Here is a 19,499-nt window from a genome sequence, read left to right as displayed (position 1 = left end):
GTCAATTCAATAATTATCGAAAGTGTAAGCAATGAAGATAACTGTCATCGGTACCGGCTATGTCGGCCTCGTTACGGGAACCTGCCTGGCCGAAATGGGCCATGAAGTGCTGTGTCTCGATCTGGACGAACGCAAGATTGCGATCCTGAAGGACGGCGGCATGCCGATCCACGAGCCGGGCCTGCTCGACATGGTCAGGCGCAACGTGGCGGCCGATCGTCTGCGCTTCACGACCGACGTCGCCGAGAGCGTGGAATTCGGCGTCGTGCAGTTCATCGCGGTCGGCACGCCGCCCGACGAGGACGGCTCGGCCGATCTGCAGTACGTGCTGGCTTCGGCGCGCAACATCGGCCGCCACATGAACGAATACAAGGTCATCGTCGACAAGTCGACGGTGCCGGTCGGTACCGCAGACAAGGTGCGCGCGGCGGTACGCGACGAGCTTTCCAGCCGTGGGCTCGACCTCGAATTCTCGGTGGTGTCGAACCCGGAATTCCTGAAGGAAGGCGCGGCGGTGGAGGACTTCATGCGGCCCGACCGCATCGTGATCGGCGCCGACGATGCGCGCGCGACTTCGGTGTTGCGCGAACTCTACGCGCAGTTCACGCGCAATCACGACCGCATCATGGTGATGGATGTGCGCTCGGCCGAGCTGACCAAGTACGCGGCCAACTCCATGCTCGCCACGCGCATCTCGTTCATGAACGAACTTGCGAATCTGGCCGACAAGGTCGGTGCCGACATCGAGGAAGTGCGGCGCGGCATCGGTTCCGATACGCGCATCGGCTATGACTTTCTGTATGCCGGTTGCGGCTATGGTGGCTCGTGTTTTCCGAAGGACGTGCAGGCGCTGATCCGTACCGCCAACGAGAGCGGTTTGCAACTGCAGGTGCTGCAGGCGGTGGAATCGGCCAACGAGGCGCAGAAGAAGGTCCTGCTCGACAAGATCACGGCGCGCTTCGGCAAGGACCTGAGCGGCCGCAAGTTCGCACTGTGGGGACTGGCGTTCAAGCCGAATACCGACGACATGCGCGCGGCGTCGAGCCGGGTCCTGATCGAAGGCCTGTGGCAGGCCGGCGCCAGCGTGGTGGCCTACGATCCGGTCGCGATGGCGGAAGCGCAGCGCATCTTCGGTGACGACCCGCGTCTGACGTATGCCAAGACCGCGGCCGCCGCGCTCGAAGGTGCGGATGCGCTGGTGATCGTCACCGAGTGGAAGGAATTCCGCACACCCAACTTCAACCTCATGAAGTCGTCGCTGAAGACGCCACTGGTGTTCGACGGCCGCAATCTCTACAACACCAGCCACATGCGCGAGCGCGGTATCGAGTATGTGGCGATCGGCCGACGGTGACGCGCGGATGACGCCACGGAGGATATTGCCATGACCATGCACGAGACGTTGACGATTGCCGGGTTTCCGGTACGGGCGACGACGGCGGACATGCTGGCTGCCGAACTGCTGGCTGCGCTGCAGAACGGTCAGGCACGCACGCTGTTCTTCGCCAACACCAACTTCATCGTCAAGTGCCGTCCCTGGCTGGCGCGCATGCACGATCCGGGTGTCGTCATCGCCAACGACGGCATCGGACTGGAACTGGCAGCGCGGCTGGTGCATGGGCAGCGCTTCCCCGACAACCTGAACGGCACCGATTTCACGCCCTACCTGTTCGGTCGTGCGCCGCATCCGTTGCGCGTGTTCCTGATCGGCGGCACGCCAACGGCGCTGGTCGGGGCGGAAGAGCATGTGCGCAACCGTCTCGGGCAGCAGGTGGTCGGTATCTGCGACGGCTATGCCGGCATGCAGGATCCGGCGCTGGTCGACCGCATCAATGCGGCGCAGCCCGACGTGGTGCTGGTCGCGCTCGGCAATCCCTTGCAGGAGCAATGGATACTCGCCAACCGCGACCGCCTGCAGGCGGGACTGGTAGCCGGCGTCGGTGCGCTGTTCGACTTCTGGGCCGGCAACAAGCCGCGCGCACCGAAGCTGGTACGCAGGCTGCGCATGGAGTGGCTGTACCGGCTGGCGCTGGAGCCGCGTCGGCTGCTGCGACGCTACACCGTCGATATCTTCGTGTTCTTCATGCTCTGCCATCGATATCGGCAGGGAGAGGGCGCTTGAGCGCGCCACGGCATGCCATGCGCAGACATGGCGTGTGCGCCGTTACCGCGTGCGCGATGCCGCGGACGGCCGGTACCGAATATTCATGTCACATTATAGAAAGTGCAGGTTCCAGATGAAAATCTATCCCGTCATTCTTTCCGGCGGTTCAGGCACGCGCCTGTGGCCCTTGTCGCGTTCCGCCTTGCCCAAGCAGCTGCTGCCGCTGGTCGGCGCCAATACCATGTTGCAGGAAACCGTGCTGCGCGTGAACGAATGGAGCGAGGTCATGCCGCCGCTGATCGTCTGCGGCAACGATCATCGATTCATGGTGGCCGAACAGTTGCGGCAGATCGGCGTGACGCCGACCGCCATCCTGCTCGAACCAGAGGGACGCAATACCGCGCCGGCAGTCGGCGTGGCTGCGGCCTATCTGCAAGGCATTGCGCCGGATGCCGTCATGCTGGTGCTGCCGGCCGATCATGTGATCGCGGATGGCGCATCCTTCGAGCAGGCTGTGCGGATCGCCACGCAAGCGGCAGCGCAGGGATCGCTGGTGACTTTCGGCATCGTGCCTACCGGTCCCGAAACCGGTTACGGTTACATTCGCAGGGGCAAGGTGGCAGCCGATTCGGATCGGGCATTCAAGGTCGATCGCTTCGTCGAGAAGCCGGATCTGGAGACGGCGCGGCAATTCGTCGATAGCGGCGAGTATTCGTGGAACAGCGGCATCTTCGTCTTCACGGCAGCGGCCTATCTGGAAGAGTTGCGCAGGCTGCGTCCGGAAATCGCCGCCTGCTGCGAAAAGGCGATCGCCGAAGCCTACAAGGACATGACCTTCTGCCGCCTGCACGAGCTTTCGTACGCAGGCTGCCCTTCGGACTCGATCGATTACGCCGTGATGGAGCATACCGACCATGCAGTCGTGGTGCTGGCCGATATCGGCTGGAGCGATGTCGGTTCGTGGTCGGCGCTGGCGGCGGTGCAGGACGCGGACGAAAACGGCAACGTGATTCGCGGCGACGTGTATGCGGAAGATGTCAGCGGTTCGTTGATCCGTGCCGAGAGTCGTTTCGTGGCGGTGCTCGGCCTCGACGATGTGGTGGTGGTCGAGACCAAGGACGCGGTGCTGATCACGCACAAGGATCAGGTGCAGCGCGTCAAGAACGTGGTCGAGCATCTGAAGGGCAGCGAGCGCAGCGAACATCTGAATCATTCGCGCGTCTACCGGCCATGGGGCTGCTATGAATCCATCGATGGCGGCGACCGTTTCCAGGTCAAGCGCATCACCGTCAATCCGGGGCAGAAACTGTCGCTGCAGATGCATCACCATCGCGCCGAGCACTGGGTGGTGGTGACCGGCACTGCCCGCATCACCAACGGCGATGTCGAGAAGCTGCTGACCGAGAACGAGTCCATTTACATTCCGATCGGCGTCACGCACCGTCTCGAGAACCCGGGCATGGTGCCGCTGCACCTGATCGAGGTGCAATCGGGCGCGTATCTGGGAGAGGATGACATCGTGCGTTTCGACGATGTCTATAAGCGCGCCTGATTTTATTTTTTCTTCAGTTCATGCAGCGCCGCAGTGCCTTCGTGCAGTGCGGCGTTTTTTCATTGTCTGCCGTTTTTACAGGCCTTTAAGGAGGTGGAAGTGTTAAAAATCGAGAATAAAAAAGTTATCAATTATGCAAGGAAATATTTCTAAAAATTAATTATTTGAGATTGTATTTTTTCTGTAAATATTGTAGTTAAATATGTTAAATGTTAATATTTTGATATTAAAAAGATAATATTTTTATTTATGATCGATGACGTGCCAGCTTGCGCTTCTCACACCTGAAAAATGTGCAAACCAAGAGCTGGCGCGGGTTGCAAAGCGACAAGGGCAGGCAGTTCTGTCTTTCTTATTCAAACTTTTAGAGAGTTCAACATGAAAATGAAAGAAATGATTTTGGCTGGCGTGCTGGCCGTCTCGTGTGTCGGGGCGTATGCGGCAAATTACGATGTCGATCTGGGTTCGCCTTCCCCGAACGGAACGTACTCGGGTGTCTTCGGAGGCACGCAGTCCGTGGCTGGTGCTTTTGAAGACACCTTCACGTTTACGCCTGCCGTCAGCGGCTGGGCATTGGGCAGTCTGATCACGACGAGTCTCAATGCCTATGACGATATCGAGTTCACCTCGGCGACCCTGAATGGCGTACCGTTCAGCTTCGGCAATCAGGGCGGCGGCCAGTACGGCTTCACGACGGTGTCGTTCCTCGAAGGGCCGCTGGTGATCAAGGTATTCGGTATTGCCGGACCTGCGCTTGCCGTGGGTTCGGCGATGGCGGCTGCCTACAGCGGCACGCTTTCGATCTCGGCGGTTCCGGAACCGGAAACCTACGCCATGATGCTGGCGGGTCTTGGCGTGTTCGGTTTCATGGCGCGTCGCCGTCGCAAGAACGAAGAACGTGAGAAGGAGGGCGCGGAGCCAGCCATGGCGTGAGGTGCAATGCCTTGCGTCTCGGCGGCCGCCATGGCTGCCGAAAGCGGATGTCAGGGAGGGCCACGTCAGTGGCCCTTTTTCATGACGAGCGATGGCGGTGGACATGCGCATGTCGCATCACGTGCGCAAGTAATCTCGGGGCGGAACGGAAAAGGGGTGGCCTGCCCAGCAGGAGTCGAACCTGCGACCCTCAGCTTAGAAGGCTGATGCTCTATCCAACTGAGCTATGGGCAGAACGGAAATGATGTGTCGCCTTGCGGGCGAGGCCCTGCATTATGCCGGGTTTGCCTCGCTGTTTCAATCGAACCGGTGGCAACGACTGTTGTGCTGCTCAATCCTGCTGTCGCAACGTATCGACCATCGCATAGCCCTTGGCGAAACCGGCGGCCAGCGCTGCATCGGACTTGTCGTAGTCGGCATCGTCGCCCGAGCGCGCGATCAGTTCGCTGGCGCTGCCGGCATCGGCGCCGGGTTCGCAGATGCGGATCGTGTAATCCCACAGGCCGGGATGATCCTGCTTTTCGAGCGTGGTGACATGCACTTCCATGTCGCGGTAGATCTCGGTGCTCCACGATTGCTGTCGGTCCATGTCATTGCCTCCTGTCGGGACGCGCGTGCGATCCGGCGGCCGGAATTTCGGGATGAGGAGAAGGAACCGGTTCGTCCTGCGGTACCGGCTGTTCGTCGGGCAGCGGATCTTCCACCGGCTGCGGAACGGGAGCCTTGTGCAGTTGCCAGGTCCTGCCTGAAGACATCGGATGGGTGCCGGCCTGCAATGATGGATGGTGCGCAATCATGGTGCCTCCCTGCGTTGGTTGGATGGCGGATGCCACCGTTCCATACAGACCGGCTGCCATGCATGAAGTTCAGCATGCCGGCCGGTGCGCGCTTCGGTACATGCGCATGGCAGGCCGTTCGCGGTATGCGCGTGCCGTGTCAGAACATGTCGAGCCGGTATCCGATCGTGTAGAGCGTGGTCAAGCGCACGTTGTTGTCCGGCTTGAGCTGCAGCTTGGTGCGGACTTGCGACATGTGGGTGTCGAGCGTGCGCGAAGTCATGACCAGTTCGCGCCCCCAGATGCTTTCCATGATGTGTTCGCGCGAGATCAACTGACCGATGTTCTGGAAGAACAGCACCGCGATGTCGAATTCCTTGGGTTTGAGATCGACCGGCACGCCGCGCACGGTCACGCCCTTGCGGAACAGATCGAAACTGTAGACGCCGGCTTCCAGCACATTGGAAGCGGCTGCCGGCGCCGGGGTTCCGCCATTGAGGGGACGCCGGATGCGCTTGGACAGGGCGTGGATGCGCGCCGACAGCTCGGCCTCGCGGATCGGCTTGGTCATGTAGTCGTCGGCGCCTGCCATCAGCCCGGCCACGATGTTTTCTTCCAGCACGCGATTGGTGAGGAACATGACGATGATGCTGTCGCCCAGGTTGGCGCGCACCCATTCGATGACTTCCTTGCCGGTCATGTCCGGCAGATGCCAGTCGAGGATCAGCATGTCGCACGCGTGCTGCGGCTGGCGCAACGCTTCCAGCAAGGCGGCGCCGGTGTGATAGGTGGCGCAGGTATGACCGGCATTGGTCACGACCTGATGAATCAGCCTGGACTCGATCGGATCGTCTTCCAGCGAGGCGATGTTCATGGATTGCTTCCTTCCTGTTTTTCTATCAATGACCTGTCCTGTTCTTCCTCGATGGCGCACGGCAGCACGATGGTGAAGGTGCTGCCCGTGCCGACCGTGCTGTCCACCTCGATCGTGCCGCCGTGTCGTTCGACCACCATTTTCACGAATGCGAGTCCGAGTCCGATGCCGTCCTGCCCCTGATCGTCGGCGCGCAGGAACGGCGAGAAGATCAAGGTCTGCTTGGCAGCCGGAATACCGGGACCATGGTCGCGGATGCTGCATCGCACGCAGGGGCCATTGATGCCGGAATCGGCTTGGACACGGCAATGGACGCGTTCGCCTTCGGGGCTGAACTTGATGGCGTTGGACAGCAGATTGCCGATGGCGCGAATCATCAGGGAACGGTCGGCCGTGAGCCACAGATGTTCCGTCGGGGCATCGATGACGACTTCGACCGAGCGGCTGTGCGCGAAGGCCCACATGGTATCCGCCGCTTCGGCCAGCATCGAGCAGAAGTCGGAGTCCTGCAACTGGTAGGCCGGAGACTCGGCCTTGGCGAGGTGGACGAAGCTCTCCGCCAGATGCAGGGTGGACTCCACCGATTTCTCGATGCGCGCAAGGAATTCAGGCATGCCGAAGGCGGTAGCCGGATTCTTCTGCAGCTGGATCAGTGCGAGGATGGACGATTGCGGCACGCGCAGATCGTGCGAGATGAAGTTCAGGCTTTCCTCGCGCCGCCGCTCGGCCGCGCGCAGCGTGGTGACGTCGATCAGCGACACGATCCAGCCCAGCATGGCGCCGTCGGTGGTGCGGGAAGCGGTGGATTTGAGCAGGAACTCGCGGCCGTCGGCATCGCGGGTTTCGATTTCCGTCGTGTGCGTCGCCGACTCGTGCAGCAAGGCTTCGTGCCAGGCGGCGCCGTGCACGAGACTGCGCGGCAGCGGTTCGAGGCGGGAAAAGATCGCGGCCAGCGATGGCGTCCGGTTGCCTTCGATGCCGATGCTTGCCAGATAAATTTCTGCCACGCGGTTGCACATCAGCAGCTCGCCGGACTGTGACAGCACCAGCGTTGCGTCGGGCATGTTGTTGAGGCTGTCGCTGATGAACTGGTGGATGTCGCGCGAACGGTCGGCGGCCACGCGCATGGCGGCGATCTGGCGATCGAGAAAATCGGCGTCGTGCGTGGTCGGTGCCGGCGCTTCGTGACGCAGCACGATGGTGGTTTCGCGGTTGAGGCGTGCCAGTTCCTCACTCAGATAGAAGATCGTGGCCTCCAGCCGCCGCCAGTTCCAGAGCGGATAGACGGCGATTACCATCAATGCCGCTGCCGCCGGCGGCAACCAGATCTCGGCCGACAGCAGGGCATAGGTGGAGGCGCCGACGGCCGCCAGCAGCAGAAAGGTCGCGCCCAACGCGCTGAACGGCGACAGATACAGGCAGGCGAACAGGGCAAGGCAGGTAAAGAGAACGGTGAACAGGGCGTTGAGCCATGGCCGCGCTTCATGGATGCCGTGCTCCTCCAGCATTCCGGCCAGGATATTGGCATTGATCTCGGCGCCGGACATGACATGGCTGGTGGTCGTCACTGGCGTCGGGAACATGGTGGCAATGCCGGAAGCGTTGGCGCCTACCAGTACGTACTTGCCTTCGAAGAAGGAGGGCGCAATCCTGCCCGTCAACACGTCGATGTAGGACACCGTATGGAAGTGGCCCGGCGGTCCGGCGAAGGCGATGCGTTCGCGCGCGCCGACCCGCGCTCTTGCGCCGCTTGCGGAGACGGGCGACGCCATGCCTGCCTGATAGACGGCGAGCGCGAATTGCGGCCAGGAAGCGTCGTCCAGCGTTTCGCTCAGCAGCACGCTGCGTACCACGCCATCCGCATCGAACCCGAAGTGCGTGTGGCCGACGGCATGCGCGGCATCCATGAGTTGCGGCAGCGGCAGGGTCGGCTGCAGGCCGGTGGTGGTGCGCTCGATCAGGACCGGCAGCACGGTATGCCGATTCCTGCTGATGGCCTGTGCCAGCAGCGTGTCGCTGCCCGAGACGAGGTCGGGTTCGGCAAAGATGATGTCGATGCCGACCGCCCTGGCCTTGCCTTGCGTGAGGATGTCGAGCAGCCTGGCGTGGATCGTGCGGTTCCATGGCCAGCGGCCGAGTCCGGCAATGCTGTCCTTGTCGATGGCGACGATCACGATGCGGTCGTCGGCCGGCCGTTCCATGCTCTTGATCAGTGTGTCGTAAATGAAGCGGTCCGACTGGCCGAGGCCGTTGACATAGCCGAGCACGGCCGCGCATGCCAGCATCAGCAGCAGAAAGATGCGCCACTCCGACTTGAGGGGAGAGGAGTTCTTACGGCGCGAGAAGGAGATCGGCATGCGTGGATGGGCAGGACGGCATCGTCATCAGAAGTCGGTGCCGAGCGGCTGCTCCTGCGATTGCACAGGAAGGCCGTATCCGCTCTGCCAGACCAGTGGCACCACGAACCTTTGCGGCGGAGAGTAGGGGCCGATGAAGCCGTCGGCATCGATGCTGCGAACGCGGGCATGGTAGGTGCCGGGCTGGGGACGCGGCAGTGTGGCTTCCGGTGCGGTGGTGTCCGCTTCATGCAGCGGTTGCGAGAACGCGGCATCGCCTGCGAGCTGGAACGTGAAGCGCTGTCCGGCTGCGGTGCTGGTCCATGTGAAGTGGATATCCTTTTCGCCGAGCGTGGCGGCCGGTGCAGCCATGCCCTGCATGACATTCACCTCGCGGGCGTCGCTGAAGGGGCCCTGGCGGCCGCTTCGCGTATCGATGGCGGCCACGCGCCAGTAGTGCATGCCCGGGGGCAGCGACACGGTGGCGCGGCCGTCGTGTTCGCCGGCATCCACGGTCTGATCGACTTCCGGTTGTGCGAAGCTGGCGTCCTGCGCCACCTGCAGGCGGTAGCGGGTGACGTTGCTCGATAGCGACCATTGCATGGTTACCGCGATCAGGTCGGCGTTGCCGCTGCCCTGGAAGCGGTTGCCGGGTGCCAGCAGGAACGGCGGGAATGGCCGTGCCGCGACTTCGAACGGCAAGGTCTGCACGATGCCGCCCAGGCCATGGCGGTCGATGGCATGCGCGTGGAGGAAGTAGTGTCCGTCGGGCAGGTCGGCGAAGCGTGCGACGGCGGCACCCTCGGTAGCCGTGATATCGGTTTCGGCAATGTTGTTCGTGCCTTGCGCATCGGTCGAGACGCGCGCATGGAAGGCCGACGCTTCCGCCTGCGACAGCTGAAAGCGGATCGGAAGCCGCTCCTGGCGCGCATAACCGTCGCCTGCTGCGGGTGCGGGCAGCAGGTGAACCGGTTTGGCGGTGCGTCCGTTCTCGACGATGGTGCCGAAGCCGGCGGCAACCAGTTGCGCGCCGTCCTTGCGTACGGTTTTGCCCGGCTGTACAGCAACCTTGCCTTCGATGACCTCGTTGAGCGTGCGCTGTTCCCTGTACTGCACGCGGAAGCGCGTGCCACGCACGCCGGAGACCGCCATCGGGCTCAGCACTTCAAAGCGGCTGTCCGGTCTGGTGAAAGGCGTGACGCTGGATTCGACGCGTCCTTTTTCAAGGAACAGGCGGGTGCGCGGACTGTTCAGATATTGCGTGGCGCGCAGCATGCGCAGGTTCAGCATGCTGTCGGGCGGCACCGTGATCTGACTGCCGTCTTCCAGTACCAGCGAAATGAAGCTCCTGGCCATGGTGGCGAGCGTGTCGCCCTCCTTGAGCAGGGTGTCTATCCTGGCTTCGATCGGCTTGCCCTCGCGATCGTGAATCGCGATATCGCCAAAGAAGCTGGTAATGCGCGCGAAGGCCGAGACCGGTGTCAGCAGCGCTGCCGGGATAAGAACGATGCGCCCGACCGGAATTTTCTTTTCGTTCTCGATCCGGTTGGTGTTGCCGATAGTGCGCCAATGCCGGATATCGCCGGTGAACTTGCGCGAAATGGAAGAGAGGGTTTCATCGCGCGATACGGTGTACCAGACGCCCTCCGGCGCCACACGCAAATTGCCATCCGCAGGTTGTGCGATGGCGGGAAAGCAGAAGACGAGAGAAAGTGCGATACCGAAAGACAGACTTTTCACTGCATGAACCTTGGTGGACTGAAAGAGTTGCAGAGCATGAAGGTGGCGCGATTCTCGCATCTATCGAAGGATAGCGGGGGAAATGCGGCTGGGAAAGCGGTTGGACAAATCTAAACGATGTTAACTTTTGCAAATAAATATCGCCGAATCCGTTTTGCGTCAGATTTTGTTTCCATGTGGAAACAATGGCAAATGAAGCAGCGCAGCGATGCGAGAAAGATGGTTCGCGAACGCGAGGTGTAAAAGAAGAAGTGCGGACGGGATAGGTTGATGACGGGCAGGCGCCCGCAATGTACGCGCCTGCCTTACAGGTTAGACGCGGGTATAGATTGCGTTGTCGCCTGCCTGGTGACCCTTGTCGCCTTCGGCGCGCAACGGGTGCAGTCCGAATTCGGCGCTGTTCATGTTCAGCTTGAAGCTTCCGTCGCCCTGTTTTTCGGCGGTGCCGTTGGTGTCCTTGATGCGGTAGCCGACGAAGCCGGTCGGTAGCGTGGTGTAGCCGTAATCGAGGTAGGTTTTGCCAGCCACGATGTTCTGCAGGGTGGCGGTCTCGCCGTTGGCGTTTTTGACTTTGAATTCTTCACTGATTTTCATACTGCCTCCATGAAAAAGTGCGTTGATCAAAGAAGGTCGGCGAACCGCGGGTTCGCCGGACAGCCGTTGTTATAGCATTTTTGCAGGATCGTTGCAGACCCGAAGGCCGCTGTATCTGGTGCTGGTATGTTTCCCGACCGCCAGCGCCGGTAGTGGCATTTGTCGTGGTGCCAGAACGGCTCGTGCAAGAGCATGCGTGCATGGTAGCGAACTGATGTGACGGCAATTTGACATGGGTCAAATTCAGGCGAATGAAATTTTCGCGCGGACTTGCCCGGTTTGGCCGATGCCTTACAGCAGCTTGCCCGGATTCATGAGATTGAGCGGATCGAGTGCCTGCTTGATGCGGGACATGAGTTGCAGTTCGAGCGGCGATTTATAGCGCAGCAATTCCTCGCGCTTCAATGCGCCGATACCGTGCTCGGCCGAAATCGATCCGTCGAAAGCATGCACGTTGTCGTGCACGATGCGGTTGATCGCCGCCTGGTGCATGAAGAAATCGGCGCCGGCGTCGGCAGGCGGCGCCACGTTGTAGTGCAGGTTGCCGTCGCCCAGATGACCGAAGGTCACCAGGCGCACTCCCGGAAATGCCTGTTGCAGGGCTTCGTCGGTAACGCGGATGAAATCGGCGATGCGCGAAATGGGCAGAGAAATATCGTGCTTGATGTTTCTGCCTTCGGCGGCCTGTGCCAGCGGTATGCATTCGCGCCATTGCCATAGCGCGGCGGACTGGGCGAGCGAGGTGGCGACCACGGCATCGGCAACGGTTTGCTCGTCGAGTGCGGTACCGATGAGTGTTTCGAGCAGTGCCGTCGCATGCTGTTCCGATTCGTGGTCGTACAGTTCCAGCAGCGCATACTGGGCATGGGGCATGGCGAACGGAGACTGCATGTCGGGGAAATGCCTGTGCACCAGTTCCATGCAAAAGGCTGACATCAGCTCGAAACCTGTCAGGGCGGCGCCGCAATGCCGTCTTGTCAGCGTCAACAGTTGCAATGCATGGTCGGGCGTGGGCAGTGCCAGCAGCGCGGTGCGCACGGCACGCGGGCGCGGGTGGAGTTTCAGCACGGCGCCGGTGATGATGCCGAGCGTGCCTTCGGCACCGATGTAGAGATCGCGCAAGTCGTAGCCGGTATTGTCCTTGCGCAGTCCGCGCAGCCCGTCCCAGAGTTCGCCCTGCGGCGTCACCACTTCCAGTCCCAGGCACAGTTCGCGCGCATTGCCGTAGCGCAGGACCGCGGTGCCACCGGCGTTGGACGACAGATTGCCGCCGATGGTGCAACTGCCTTCGGCCGCCAGCGACAGCGGAAACAGCCGGTCGGCATCGGCGGCAGCCTGTTGCACGTGTTCGAGGATGCAGCCGGCATCCACGGTGATGGTGTCGTTGACGGTATCGATATCGCGAATGCGATTCAGCCGGCGCAGTGAGAGCAGCAGCGCGGTGCCGCTGTCGTCCGGAATGCTGCCGAGCACGAGGCCGGTGTTGCCGCCTTGCGGTACCACGGGGACGCGATATTGGTGGCAAAGCCGTACCAGTTGCGCGACTTCGGCGCTTGATCCGGGCCGGGCCACCGCGCATGCCTTGCCGCTGAGGTTGCCGCGCCGTTCCACCAGATAGGGCGCCAGCGCATCGGCATCGGTCAGCAAGTATTGTGCGCCAACGACCTGCCTGCAGGCATCGAGAAAGGCGCTCATTGGCCGGATTTCCCGGTTGCGCGCGCCCTGGCCGCCTGCTTGTATGGGCGCAGATAACTGACGATGCAGATGAAGAAGATGGTGACCAGCGCCGCTTCCAGCCAGCCGAGCCAGGCCGACAGGCCGCTATCGCTCCAGCCGCGCACGATGCCTTCCATGAAATACAGCAGGATCAGCATCGAAGACCACTGCATGGTGTAAATGTCGCGGCGCCAAACGCCGCGCAACGGCAACAGCAATGGCAGCACCTTGACTGCCGGCCAGAATACGCCGGGCCGCACCGGCGCCAGCACGGTTTCCCAGGCGATGCCGAGCACGATCAGCGCCACCAGGCTGGCAAGCGCGCCGCGCTGCAGGGCGGTCTGGCGGCGTGGGTTCACGTCCGTGATTGCAGACGCACGGCGGTTTCCGCCAGGCGGCGGCCAAGTGCGATGGCGAGCGCGCGCGTATCGGCGGAGATGGCCTGCCGGCCATCGACGCCGGACCAGTGCGAGGCGCCGTAGGGCGTGCCGCCGGTGGTGGTGGTCATCAGTTCGGCCTGCGTGTAGGGCACGCCGAGCAGCAGCATGCCGTGATGCAGCAGCGGCAGCATCATCGACAGCAGCGTGGTTTCCTGGCCGCCGTGCAGGCTGCCGGTGGAGGTGAAGACGCAGGCGGGTTTGCCGTTGAGGGCGCCGGCCAGCCATTGCGAGGTGGTGCCGTCCCAGAAGTATTTCATCGGCGCGGCCATGTTGCCGAAGCGCGTGGGCGAACCGAGTGCGAGCGCCGCGCATTCCTCGAGGTCCTGCAGTTCGACGTACGGCGCACCGCTGGCCGGCACCTCGGGTTCGACGGCTTCCGCCACGGTCGATACCGCGGGCACGGTGCGCAGGCGCGCTTCGCAGCCCGCGACGCTGTCGATGCCCTGGCCGATCAGTTCGGCCAGCTTGCGGGTGGCGCCATGGCGCGAATAGTAGAGGACGAGAACGGGGAGGGTAGAGGCACTCATGCTTGTTATTATAGGGTGCTTTATTGACAATCAGACGGTCCGAATCGGACCATCGACACGGCGCCGTCGGCATTGGCCCGGATGCCTGATCCGCCTGCATCGACGCGCGGATGCACAACCTTACAAGCACAAGAGATGCGCAGCATGAAGCTTCCCCGTTTTACCTTCTTCCGCGAACTGACCTGGCCGCAGGTGCGCGACCTGTTCCGTTTCGCCGGCCGCCGTTTGGCAGAAGAGCAATTGCCGCAGGTGGCCGGCAGCCTGACCTTTACGACCGTGCTGGCGCTGGTGCCGGTACTGACGATCGCGTTCGCGATCTTCACCACCTTCCCGCTGTTCAATACCTTCCGTGCCTCGCTGGAAGCGTACTTCGTGCAGAACCTGATGCCCAAGGGCATCGCCAACACCATCCTCGGCTACCTCACGCAGTTTTCGAGCAAGGCGACGCGCCTGTCGGCACTCGGCGCGGTGGCATTGATCGTCACCGCGGTGGCGATGATGCTGATGATAGACCGCGTCTTCAACCTGATCTGGCGCGTCAAGACCAAGCGGCCGATCGCGCAGCGCATCGTCGTCTATTGGGCCATCGTCACGCTCGGGCCGCTGCTGATCGGCGCCTCGATCACGCTGACCTCCTATCTGTTCACCATGACCAACGGCGTGGTGCGCAACGTGCCGTTCATCGGTGCCGTCTTCTTTACCTCCATCTCCGTGTTGCTGACCACGGTGGCGTTTACCTCGCTCTACATCGTGGTGCCCAACAAGGTGGTCGAATGGCGCGATGCGCTGGCCGGCGGTCTGCTCGCTGCGCTGGCGTTCGAGGTCGTCAAGCGCCTGTTTGCCATCTTCATCCTCAAGGTGCCGACCTATACCGTGGTGTATGGCGCGGTCGCCGCGTTTCCGATCTTCCTGCTGTGGATCTATCTCGGCTGGCTGATCACGCTCGGTGGCGCGGTGGTGGCGGCGGCGCTGCCGATCGTCAAGTACGAGCGCTGGTGGCACGTGCCGCAACCGGGCAGTGCTTTCGTGGACGCGATGGCGTTGCTGCAGGTGTTGCACGACGCACGCCGTTCGCCGAATACGGCGGTGGTCGATGCGCGCATGATGCGCGAGCGCACGCGTCTCGGCTTCGACGAGTCGGAAACCCTGCTGCAGCAGATGCTGGAAGCCGGCTGGGTCGGCCGCATCAAGTCCGAGGCGCCGCGCCGCATGCAGTTCGGCAAGCGCATCACGGACGGGCTGGACAGCTGGGTCCTGCTGGCCAATCCGCGCTACCTGACGCTGGCCGATGTCTATCGTCTGTTCGTCTTCAATGCGGCCGGCAACGAAGTGCTGGCGCGCGAGGTGGAAACGGCGGTCGAGGAGGGCCTGGGAGAAACGCTGGAAAGCTATTTCCTACGACTCGAGCAGCGGGGCGAAACCTGCGCGATCAGCGCCAGTTACTGATCGCGGGATTGCGTGGCGGCAACGGTTGTCGGCTCAGGATTTATTTGTGGGAAAAATTGTCATAGCTTCATCCCGGCCGTTGCGCGAGACATTTCGTCTGCCGCCATGCGTGGCGTTTTTCGAAATGCAAAGGAGACGAGAGCGAAAGATGGCTTTTTCGCGAACGCGGGATTAGAGTGCAAGTGTCCGAAGTATAACCATAACGTGCGAGGACAGTCCCATGAAGGTATCCGAAATACTCAAGGTAAAAGGAAACATTCTCTTCACCGTGACGCCAGACAGCCCGATCCTCGATGCTGTCAACACCATGGCGGAAAAGGACATCGGTTCCCTTGTCGTGATGGAGGGCGGCAGGCTGATCGGCATGCTGACCTTCCGCGAAGTGATCTCTACGCTGCATGAAAACGGCGGTGCACTTGGCGGTGAAAGCGTGCGCAACCACATGAACGACAAGCCGATCGTGGTTTCGCCCGATACCGACCTCAACGACGTGCGGCGCCTGATGCTCGAACAGCATGCGCGTTATGTGCCGGTACGCGACGAGCGCGATGGTTCGCTGATGGGCGTGATGTCGTTCTATGACGTGGCGAAGGCGGTGTTCGAGGCGCAGAGTTTCGAGAACCGCATGTTGAAGTCCTACATCCAGGATTCGCCGGTCGAAGCGGAAGAGGAACGCTGACCTCTGTTCGCCCGCCGCCGCATGACGGCGGGCGGTCTTGTCAGACGAGGCAAGCGCATCGCCGCATCCTTTACAATCCGGTTGTCATCAACCGGCGGGCTATCCTGCGTCCTGCTGCGCCTTTTCGAAAGCCCCGTTTCACAAGCCCGTTTTCACAAGCCCACTCATGCGCAAAACAAGTCAATTCGCGCTGCTCGCGCAACGCCGCTTCGCTCCCTTCTTTTGCGCTCAGTTCCTTGGTGCCTTCAACGACAACGTCTTCAAGACCGCACTGCTGACGGCGCTGACCTTCGATGCCCTGAGCTGGACCACCATGGATCGTGGCCTGTTGAACAACCTGATTCCGGGTCTGTTCATCCTACCCTTCGTGCTGTTCTCGGCACTGTCCGGGCAGCTTGCCGACAAGTTCGAAAAGTCGCGCCTGACGCGCTACGTCAAACTGCTCGAGATCGCCATCATGGGTGTGGCCGCGATTGGCTGGATGACGCATAGCCTGTGGCTGCTGATTGCGGCGGTGGCCGGCATGGGGCTGCATTCCACGCTGTTCGGTCCGGTCAAATATGCCTACCTGCCGCAGAAGCTGGCACCGCACGAACTGGTTGGCGGCAACGGACTGGTCGAGATGGGCACTTTCGTCGGCATCCTGCTCGGCGAAGTGCTGGGTGCGGTGCTGGTGTCGCAGCGGCCGTGGGGTATCGAGTACGTGGCGGTCGGCACGATCGCGATCGCGGTGGCCGGCTGGCTGTTCGCACGCGCGATGCCGGATTCGCCGCCGCCGGCGCCGGAGCTGAAAATCAACTGGAACATCGCGTCGGAAACGGTCGCCAACCTGCGCTTCTCGTACCGCAACCGCCCGGTCTTCATTGCCATGCTGGCCAATTCGTGGTTCTGGTTCTACGGCGCGATCCTGCTTGCGCAATTCCCGCTGTACGCCAAGGAATACTTGCAAGGAGATCACAGCATCTTCGTGCTGCTGCTGACGGTGTTTTCGCTGGGCGTGGGTACCGGTTCGCTGTTGTGCGAACGTCTGTCCAATCATCGTGTCGAGATCGGCCTGGTGCCGCTGGGAACGATCGGCCTGACGGTGTTCTGCTTCGATCTTTATCTCGCCAGCGGCGGCTATGTGGCCACTGGCACCGTGGATATCGCCGCCTATCTGGGGCAGGCAGGCAGTCTGCGCATTCTGTTCGATTGCCTGATGATCGGCGTGTTCGGCGGGATTTACATCGTGCCGCTGTTCGCACTGGTGCAGACGCGCTGCGATCCCACGCACCTGTCGCGCACCATCGCCGGCATGAACATTCTCAATGCATTGTTCATGGTGGCGGCGGCGCTGCTGGCGATGCTGCTGCTCAATCTGGGATTGAGCATTCCGCAGTTGTTCATGGTGACAGCCGTGCTCAATGCCGTGGTGGGCGCCGCGATATTCGTGGCGATGCCGGAGTTCATGCAGCGTTTTCGACAGTGGCTGTTGCGCCGGAATGAAGCCTAGGAAAGAGGGCGTCCGCCTTCTTTCCGGCTGTTCAGCCGCAGCCATTCTTCCAGCTTCTCGGACGTCAGCGGCTGCGCGAACAGATAGCCCTGTGCGCAGCTGCAGCCGAGTTCCGACAGGACCATGGCCTGGCGTTCGTTTTCCACTCCTTCTGCAATCACATCGAGGTCGAGGTTGCGGCCGAGCTGGATGATGGCTTCGGCAATGCTGCTGCCGCGTGCCGATTCCGTGATTTCGGCGACGAAGGCGCGATCGATCTTGAGGCGATCGACATTGAGTTTCTGCAGATGGCTGAGCGAAGAAAAGCCGGTGCCGAAATCGTCGATGGCGATGCTGACGCCGGTCGCCGTGATCTGGTCGAGCAGGTGCGTCAGCGCCTCGGGATCGTCCATGGCCATCGATTCGGTGATTTCGAGTTCGATGCAGTGCGCCACTGCCTGCGATTCGGCCAGCGTGCGTTTGAGCATGGCGAGAAACTGCGGGTGACGCAATTGCACCTGCGAGACGTTGACCGCAATCATGAAGTCGGCGAAGCCATGCTCGCGCAATCGTACCGTTTGCAGGCAGGCTTGCCGCAGCACCCATTCGCCGAGTTCGACGATCAGGCCTGAATATTCAGCAATCGGGATGAAGCGCTCGGGGGAGATCATCGCGCCGTCGTCGCCGCGCCAGCGCAGCAGGGCTTCGGCGCCGACCGGTTCGCGCGTGACCATGTCGATCTGCGGCTGATAGACGACGAACAGCCGGTTTTCTTCGAAGGTTCGGCGCAACGCATGCATCATGTTGACGCGTTCGCGGATATCGACGTCCATGCTGCGCGAAAAATACAGATGGCCGGCACGCTGGCGTGATTTGGCGCGCTTGAGCGCGATATGCGCATTCTTGAGCGCTTCGGCACCGCTGCCCGCATGCTCGGCCAGGCGCAGCAGGCCGACGGTGGCCGAAATCTGCACCTGATGGGAGTCGATGGCGAACGGCCGTTCGAACTGCGCGAGAATGGCTTCCGGCGTGACCTGCTGCTCGTCGCCGAGTACGCCGAAGGTGTCGCCGCCGATGCGTGCGACGACCAGGTGATGGCCCAGGTGCGATTGCAGGCGCGTGGCGATGGCAAGCAGCAGGTAGTCGCCGAAGCGATGGCCGAGCGCATCGTTGGTTTCGGCGAAGTGATCGATATCGATCAGGGCCAGGGTTGCCGGTGCAGAGGCGGTTTCTTCGAGTGTGTCGTCGAGAATGTCCTTCAGCCGTACACGGTTGGGCAGTTTGGTCAGCGAATCGTAATAGGCCGAATTGTGCAGGCGCGTCACCAGCAGGATATTGGTCAAGCCGATCGACACGATGCTGGCGAAGACGTCCAGCAGTCGCGTTTCGACATCGTCGAGTGCACGTTCGACGCGGATCAGCACCACCAGGCAGCGTGCGCCTTCCCCTGCAAAGTAGAGGGCGGCAAGACCGTGCGCCTGCACTCTGTGCCGTGCCTCCATGGCCTGTTCGATGATGGCCTGCACGCCGGTATCCAGCGTCGAGACCGGATGATTGATCAACGCTTTGTAGTTGCCGGTGGCTGCCACCACGAACGATTCGGTTCGGCGGTCGTGCAGGGTTTCTCGGATGCAGATCAGGCCATCCTCGGGCAGTTGCAGCAGGTCGGTCAGCTGGCGCAGCACTTCCGGCGCGAATTCCTCGATCGTGGTCAATGCGGTCAGCTCGCGGTTCGCGTGCAGGATCTTGTCGAGACCGCGGTTGCCGGCCCGGATGGCGTCGAGCTGACCATAGGCGCGCAGGGCGTCGGAAAAGGCATGCATGCAGGCCTGACGGTCGATCTCTTCGCCGGGCAGGCAGGCGCTGATGTCGAATGCGCCGAAGGTGCGATAGGCCGGCGCGTGCTTGTCATGCTCGCTGCGCACGACGATGCGCGTGTCCTGCAGATGCGCGGCATTGCGCAATGCGTGCAGCAACTGCATGCTTTCCTGGCGTGGCAGCGAGCAGTCGTCCAGCACGAGCATGGCGAGCTTCGGCACGTCGGCCCACATGGCCTGTGCCTGCGCGAAGGAGCGCACGTGCAGAAAGTCGAGCGGCTGTTCCCGCATGTCGAGGCGGGCCAGCGCAAAGCTCACGGCAGTATGGAAGCCGGCATCCTTGCCGACGATCATCACTTGCCAGACTGGTTTGCCGGCGGTGAAAGGAGAGGGGCCTGCGGGAGGAAGTACCGATTCGCGTGGATTGAGGCTGTGCGAATGGCGCATTGTTGCGAACTCTCCCGGGATGGTTATCTGATTTCGATTCGGTAGTG

General features: G+C 61.8%; 16 protein-coding genes, 1 tRNA gene and 1 pseudogene. 7 read left to right on the top strand and 11 right to left on the bottom strand.

Annotation, left to right across the window (positions count from 1 at the left end; genetic code table 11):
• Positions 1-31: 31 nt before the first annotated feature.
• From IEV38_RS06410 to IEV38_RS06395, 4 genes are all read left to right on the top strand, one after another.
• Positions 32-1,354 carry a UDP-glucose dehydrogenase family protein gene (locus IEV38_RS06410; protein WP_188395322.1) on the top strand — a complete coding sequence of 441 codons (1,323 nt, stop codon included), beginning with the start codon at positions 32-34 and terminating at the stop codon, positions 1,352-1,354.
• 30 nt (positions 1,355-1,384) lie between these two features.
• On the top strand, positions 1,385-2,122 hold the full coding sequence (locus IEV38_RS06405) for a WecB/TagA/CpsF family glycosyltransferase (protein ID WP_188395321.1): 738 nt from the start codon (positions 1,385-1,387) through the stop codon (positions 2,120-2,122).
• 115 nt (positions 2,123-2,237) lie between these two features.
• Positions 2,238-3,656 (top strand): mannose-1-phosphate guanylyltransferase/mannose-6-phosphate isomerase, encoded by a 1,419-nt coding sequence (locus tag IEV38_RS06400; protein ID WP_188395320.1) that lies wholly within the window; start codon positions 2,238-2,240, stop codon positions 3,654-3,656.
• A 378-nt stretch (positions 3,657-4,034) separates the two neighbouring features.
• Positions 4,035-4,589: an FxDxF family PEP-CTERM protein gene (locus IEV38_RS06395; protein WP_188395319.1), complete on the top strand. Its 555-nt coding sequence runs from the start codon at positions 4,035-4,037 to the stop codon at positions 4,587-4,589.
• 157 nt (positions 4,590-4,746) lie between these two features.
• Here the strand turns inward: IEV38_RS06395 and IEV38_RS06390 are convergent.
• The 10 genes from IEV38_RS06390 to wrbA all read right to left on the bottom strand — a co-directional run bounded on the left by IEV38_RS06390 (position 4,747) and on the right by wrbA (position 13,592).
• Positions 4,747-4,823 (bottom strand) — tRNA-Arg (locus IEV38_RS06390).
• A 97-nt stretch (positions 4,824-4,920) separates the two neighbouring features.
• On the bottom strand, positions 4,921-5,178 hold the full coding sequence (locus tag IEV38_RS06385; protein ID WP_188395318.1) for a hypothetical protein: 258 nt from the start codon (positions 5,176-5,178) through the stop codon (positions 4,921-4,923).
• 1 nt (position 5,179) lies between these two features.
• Positions 5,180-5,386: a hypothetical protein gene (locus IEV38_RS06380; RefSeq protein WP_188395477.1), complete on the bottom strand. Its 207-nt coding sequence runs from the start codon at positions 5,384-5,386 to the stop codon at positions 5,180-5,182.
• A 139-nt stretch (positions 5,387-5,525) separates the two neighbouring features.
• Entirely contained in the window at positions 5,526-6,239 is a 714-nt protein-coding gene (locus IEV38_RS06375; protein ID WP_188395317.1) for a response regulator transcription factor, read from the bottom strand.
• The gene (locus IEV38_RS06370; protein ID WP_188395316.1) at positions 6,236-8,596 is read right to left on the bottom strand and encodes a CHASE2 domain-containing protein; all 2,361 of its coding nucleotides are present in this window, start codon (positions 8,594-8,596) and stop codon (positions 6,236-6,238) included. The genes IEV38_RS06375 and IEV38_RS06370 overlap by 4 nt, the downstream gene beginning before the upstream one ends.
• A 27-nt stretch (positions 8,597-8,623) precedes the next feature.
• Positions 8,624-10,315: a FecR family protein gene (locus tag IEV38_RS06365; RefSeq protein ID WP_188395315.1), complete on the bottom strand. Its 1,692-nt coding sequence runs from the start codon at positions 10,313-10,315 to the stop codon at positions 8,624-8,626.
• Between the two features lie 312 nt (positions 10,316-10,627).
• Complete coding sequence (locus IEV38_RS06360) at positions 10,628-10,909, bottom strand: hypothetical protein (protein WP_188395314.1); 282 nt, start codon at positions 10,907-10,909, stop codon at positions 10,628-10,630.
• A gap of 291 nt (positions 10,910-11,200) precedes the next feature.
• Positions 11,201-12,604: an FAD-binding oxidoreductase gene (locus IEV38_RS06355; protein WP_188395313.1), complete on the bottom strand. Its 1,404-nt coding sequence runs from the start codon at positions 12,602-12,604 to the stop codon at positions 11,201-11,203.
• Entirely contained in the window at positions 12,601-12,984 is a 384-nt protein-coding gene (locus tag IEV38_RS06350; protein WP_188395312.1) for a DUF2069 domain-containing protein, read from the bottom strand. The genes IEV38_RS06355 and IEV38_RS06350 overlap by 4 nt, the downstream gene beginning before the upstream one ends.
• Complete coding sequence (gene wrbA / locus IEV38_RS06345; protein WP_188395311.1) at positions 12,981-13,592, bottom strand: NAD(P)H:quinone oxidoreductase; 612 nt, start codon at positions 13,590-13,592, stop codon at positions 12,981-12,983. The genes IEV38_RS06350 and wrbA overlap by 4 nt, the downstream gene beginning before the upstream one ends.
• A gap of 144 nt (positions 13,593-13,736) precedes the next feature.
• Here wrbA and IEV38_RS06340 point away from each other — a divergent pair, with 144 nt between their 5' ends.
• The 3 genes and pseudogenes from IEV38_RS06340 to IEV38_RS06330 all read left to right on the top strand — a co-directional run.
• Positions 13,737-15,038 (top strand): YihY family inner membrane protein, encoded by a 1,302-nt coding sequence (locus IEV38_RS06340; RefSeq protein ID WP_188395310.1) that lies wholly within the window; start codon positions 13,737-13,739, stop codon positions 15,036-15,038.
• A gap of 220 nt (positions 15,039-15,258) precedes the next feature.
• Positions 15,259-15,717, top strand: a complete 459-nt coding sequence (locus tag IEV38_RS06335; protein ID WP_188395309.1) for a CBS domain-containing protein — start codon at positions 15,259-15,261, stop codon at positions 15,715-15,717.
• A 166-nt stretch (positions 15,718-15,883) separates the two neighbouring features.
• A pseudogene (locus tag IEV38_RS06330) lies at positions 15,884-17,191 on the top strand (MFS transporter); the annotation flags it as partial.
• A 14-nt stretch (positions 17,192-17,205) separates the two neighbouring features.
• Here the strand turns inward: IEV38_RS06330 and IEV38_RS06325 are convergent.
• Complete coding sequence (locus tag IEV38_RS06325) at positions 17,206-19,452, bottom strand: putative bifunctional diguanylate cyclase/phosphodiesterase (RefSeq protein WP_229728840.1); 2,247 nt, start codon at positions 19,450-19,452, stop codon at positions 17,206-17,208.
• Between the last annotated feature and the right edge of the window lie 47 nt (positions 19,453-19,499).

Source organism: Oxalicibacterium flavum, assembly GCF_014635065.1.
In the GTDB taxonomy this organism is placed as follows: domain Bacteria; phylum Pseudomonadota; class Gammaproteobacteria; order Burkholderiales; family Burkholderiaceae_D; genus Oxalicibacterium; species Oxalicibacterium flavum.
This window is presented reverse-complemented; position numbering and strand designations above follow the sequence as displayed.

Coding starts and splice junctions, on each gene's coding strand:
- IEV38_RS06395 (WP_188395319.1), top strand. CDS start 4,035: ATGAAAATGAAAGAAATGATTTTGGCTGGCGTGCTGGCCGTCTCGTGT.
- IEV38_RS06400 (WP_188395320.1), top strand. CDS start 2,238: ATGAAAATCTATCCCGTCATTCTTTCCGGCGGTTCAGGCACGCGCCTG.
- IEV38_RS06370 (WP_188395316.1), bottom strand. CDS start 8,596: ATGCCGATCTCCTTCTCGCGCCGTAAGAACTCCTCTCCCCTCAAGTCG.
- IEV38_RS06340 (WP_188395310.1), top strand. CDS start 13,737: ATGAAGCTTCCCCGTTTTACCTTCTTCCGCGAACTGACCTGGCCGCAG.
- IEV38_RS06380 (WP_188395477.1), bottom strand. CDS start 5,386: ATGATTGCGCACCATCCATCATTGCAGGCCGGCACCCATCCGATGTCT.
- IEV38_RS06385 (WP_188395318.1), bottom strand. CDS start 5,178: ATGGACCGACAGCAATCGTGGAGCACCGAGATCTACCGCGACATGGAA.
- wrbA (WP_188395311.1), bottom strand. CDS start 13,592: ATGAGTGCCTCTACCCTCCCCGTTCTCGTCCTCTACTATTCGCGCCAT.
- IEV38_RS06325 (WP_229728840.1), bottom strand. CDS start 19,452: ATGCGCCATTCGCACAGCCTCAATCCACGCGAATCGGTACTTCCTCCC.
- IEV38_RS06405 (WP_188395321.1), top strand. CDS start 1,385: ATGACCATGCACGAGACGTTGACGATTGCCGGGTTTCCGGTACGGGCG.
- IEV38_RS06410 (WP_188395322.1), top strand. CDS start 32: ATGAAGATAACTGTCATCGGTACCGGCTATGTCGGCCTCGTTACGGGA.
- IEV38_RS06335 (WP_188395309.1), top strand. CDS start 15,259: ATGAAGGTATCCGAAATACTCAAGGTAAAAGGAAACATTCTCTTCACC.
- IEV38_RS06375 (WP_188395317.1), bottom strand. CDS start 6,239: ATGAACATCGCCTCGCTGGAAGACGATCCGATCGAGTCCAGGCTGATT.
- IEV38_RS06360 (WP_188395314.1), bottom strand. CDS start 10,909: ATGAAAATCAGTGAAGAATTCAAAGTCAAAAACGCCAACGGCGAGACC.
- IEV38_RS06355 (WP_188395313.1), bottom strand. CDS start 12,604: ATGAGCGCCTTTCTCGATGCCTGCAGGCAGGTCGTTGGCGCACAATAC.